General features: G+C 39.7%; 3 protein-coding genes and 1 pseudogene. All 4 read left to right on the plus strand.

Annotated elements, in window-relative coordinates; all coding sequences use genetic code 11:
• Window positions 1-242 precede the first annotated feature (242 nt).
• On the plus strand, window positions 243-1,085 hold the full coding sequence (locus tag REC12_RS00080) for a DUF3102 domain-containing protein (protein WP_308891378.1): 843 nt from the start codon (window positions 243-245) through the stop codon (window positions 1,083-1,085).
• Between the two features lie 556 nt (window positions 1,086-1,641).
• Window positions 1,642-2,274 (plus strand): hypothetical protein, encoded by a 633-nt coding sequence (locus REC12_RS00085; RefSeq protein WP_308891380.1) that lies wholly within the window; start codon window positions 1,642-1,644, stop codon window positions 2,272-2,274.
• Between the two features lie 17 nt (window positions 2,275-2,291).
• On the plus strand, window positions 2,292-2,981 hold the full coding sequence (locus REC12_RS00090) for a hypothetical protein (protein ID WP_308891382.1): 690 nt from the start codon (window positions 2,292-2,294) through the stop codon (window positions 2,979-2,981).
• Between the two features lie 402 nt (window positions 2,982-3,383).
• A pseudogene (locus REC12_RS00095) lies at window positions 3,384-3,804 on the plus strand (IS110 family transposase); the annotation flags it as partial.

The raw sequence follows: 3,804 nt of genomic DNA on the forward strand, positions 1-3,804 counted from the left end.
TTCCTCTGTATTAAGCTTCATTAACTTAACAACTCAACCTGTTCAATTTATTCTATGTCCTGCTTGTCCGGATTGTTACCGCTTTAACCTCATTTCCCGCCGCGGAACTGCCCTGACCGGGTCCGGCCCCCATTCGAAGGCACCTTCGAATGGGGGCCGGACTGTTTAAACGGTAATTCACCCCGGTGAGCCCAGCCACATATTCTGTGAATAAAGCAAAAGAAAGGCGGGCCGCTATTTTTATGGAAGATTTAAGCCTAAGCCGCACGCCGGCTGTCATCGCGGTTGAAATAAACACGCTCAGACACCAGACGAGTAAGATTGTCCTTGCCGGCGCTGTGGAAATCGGCCGGCGTCTGAAGGAAGTCAAGGAGATGCTGCCGTATGGGGAATGGGGCAAATGGCTGGAGGATTCCTTCAGCTATTCGCAGAAAACGGCCGAAAAACTGATCCGCCTCTTCGAGGCCTATGCCCCCAAGCAGTCCGTCTCTCTGACCGCCGGAGCGCCAGCGCTGGAAGAAACGCTGCCGGACTTGAATTATACCCAGGCTTTTCTCCTCCTGGGAGTCCCGGAGGCAGACAGGGCGCAGTTTATCGCCGAGCTGGACATTAAAAACATGTCCACCCGCGAGCTGCAAAAGGCAGTGAATGAGCGGAATCAGGCGCTTAAGGAACGGGACGAAGCCCTGCGGAAACATACGGAGCTTGAAAAAGCCCTGGATGATCAGACAGGCAAAATAGCCCGGCTCAGCACGGAGCGCGACGAACTGAAGGCAAAAGCAGAGGATTTAAAGAAATCTCAGGCGGAGAACGAGGTTATAGCAGGGAAACTGCAGCAGGAACTGAGCTCAATTAAACAAAGCGTAAATTACAAGGAGCTCGAAAGGACTGAAAAAGACCTTAAAGCGGCATATAGCAAGATATCCGCCAATAGAGTCGCCTATTTATATGAGAATCTGGACAAAACCTTCAAGGAACTGACCTGGGAAATGAAGCACTTCGCCGCGAAAGATCCGGATACGCATAAAGTTTATAAAGAGAAGGTTATTAATCTCTTATCGCGGGGGCTGACGACGGAAATGTGAAGTAGAGCGGGAGGGGCGGGGAGCAGGAGATAGGGGATGGATTGATTTAGCGCCTGTTGACCGTGCTACAAGATAAGCTTTTTAGCAATATATGTATCTATCGAATTAAAAGAATTCGATAGTTTCCATCTGTATGTAAATTATATGTGCCTGAAATTTTGAGTTTTACAGTTATGTTTCCGTGAACGGAGCACGTTGAGACGATAATAGTGCTATATTTGAGGTGAGTAAAAGCCTTGGTATGAGCGGGTTGTAGAGTCGGATATTCTTTTTATAGTGACAGATTGTTAGGGGGAATATATTGAGCTGGATCGTTTTAATTGAACGGTCTGGCTTTTTTGTTTATTCTTGGATTATATTTGATATCGTAGGAGGATATGAGAGAAAAATGTAGAAATGCTAAAGCGGAATATTTTGACGCTCTGAAAGTCCTCTCACGGAAGCGGAAGAGAGAGGTACTTTGTATCCCCAGCGTATTATAGCGTTTGGGATCATCTGCTGTTTGTTTACAAATATGGAATGCAGATGGAATAAAATATAACTTAAGGAGATTAATATGCCAAGGGTGAAATGTTTTTTCTATCTATCTGGTAACTCAGCAATACAAAACCAATATTCATTTAATATTTCTATAAGGCAGATAGGATTATTTGGAAGCTTGTATTCAGAAAGCTTAATATTATCTACGGGAAAACATTTTGAATTATATAGTAAAACAAAGCGAGGCGGCATTTGGTCATTATCGACAAAAATGAGAAGAACAATTGGTGTTTATAGTTTCCTGTTAAATAAGGTAAAATCTCCAGCTGTTTCGGGGTCGATAGGGGAAGCGGTAATAATTCCAGCGTTAGTATCTTGCATGGGGATATCTGGGAATAAATTTGGATTTCAGAGGTTAAAATCTAGATCGAAATGTCCAGATTTTCTAATTCAAACTATGCCTGAATATGAAATATTATGGAAGCTCCCATCAGGAATGATAAAAAATTTCCCGCCAGATATGCCTTTGGAGGTAAAAACGAGATTATCTCCTGATAGTAATTATCCTAAGACAGCACTTACTCAACTTCAAACATATTGGAATGAATGCAAAACTGTTTCCCCGATCAGAGATGGATTTGGTATTATTGCCAGAGTAAATGTTGGTACACCAGATATTTCAATTCGATTTTATCTATTTGAGAAATAGAAACAGGAGGACATTTTATGGAACAAGAAATTGGAATCAATCTTAAAGAGAATAATCGAGATTGGTTGTCTATTTGGGCTCTAATACCGCACAAGGTAATAGATAAATTTCATAAAACTTTTGTAGGAGAAATTCCAAGATCACTGACGGCAGATTTCTCTGAAGGGAAAATAGAGAGTGAAAGTAAAAATGATATAAAACCTAAAAGGGATTTGATAAAATTAATTGAAGATCAGAATAATTTCATAATTAGTCGAGCAAATGCTATTTTAGAAGAACTTGATAAATATAATATTGAGCGTAAAGAAGACATGAGTTATGGGATTAACTTCGATAAACCAATAATTTTGCAAGCAGATGATTCTCAAACTATGAATTTAACCTTATTAAGGATTGATACTTATTCGTATCAATCTCGTATATTGATTACGAATTTAAATTATGCATGGAATACAGATTTTGATTTTACTAACTTCAAAAATTATGAAATCAATGTAGGCGATGAAAACGAGGAGTTAGATACTAACCAAGAAGTATATATTACGATCAAATCAAAAAACATTGTTGGCACAGTTTCATTTTTCAGTTATGGGATTGGAGAAGGTGAATTTCTAATTACGTGGCAGGAAGATGAAAATTCAGTATTAATAGAATTGACTCAAGTATTAATGAAGCTTTCTGCAATGATTTACACATATTTAAAATAGGATGGTTTTGTCCAATACTCTTTCAAAGTATGATATCAACTTTGATAAATTCCATTTATATTGTCAGATCATAAGGTCTGGCTTTTTGTTTTTCTATCATTAATTTTGATATTGTGGGAGGGAATGAAGGAACGATGTAGAAAGGAATCCTAGGGGTGCATAATCTAGAGGCTTCGAATAGCATTTTAGAGAGACGTAGAGTTTGATATTCTAAATTCAAACTCATTAAACAATTATCAAGTTTGGATTGCGGGGATTTATTTTATGAGAGAAGTTAGAAGAGGAGCATTCCTGTAAGTAACAAAAAATGAGCTTTGAAAAAAAGACAACCTCACGTTAAGCTTTGAGAGGACGAACTGTTGGCCAACAGAATCCAATCAAAAAATAGCGGAGGTCATCCAGGTGAATTTTACACAAAACGAGAAACTAAATCAACTATCCGAAGCGAGTATTGTCATAGGCGTGGACCATAGCCAGTGAACTTCATTATGCCAGAGCATTCGACTGGCGGGGAGTAGAGTTAGGCAAAGTCTTTAAGTTTGCAAACAGTACAGAGGGCTTCAAAGATTTATCCGAATGGATTGGACAGCTAAAAAAGCAGACACAAAAGGATAGCATTGTTATCGGAGCAGAGCCAACGGGTCATTACTGGTTTGGCCTAGCATCCTACCTGAAAGAACAAAGTATAAAGCTAGTCCTGGTCAACCCATTCCATGTAAAACGGAGTAAAGAATTTGATGACAATCACCCGAGCAAAACTGACGCCAAAGATCCCAAAACCATTGCCAAACTGGTTATAGAGGGTAGATACAATGAGCCCTAT

The organism is Candidatus Desulfosporosinus nitrosoreducens, from assembly GCF_030954495.1.
In the GTDB taxonomy this organism is placed as follows: domain Bacteria; phylum Bacillota; class Desulfitobacteriia; order Desulfitobacteriales; family Desulfitobacteriaceae; genus Desulfosporosinus; species Desulfosporosinus nitrosoreducens.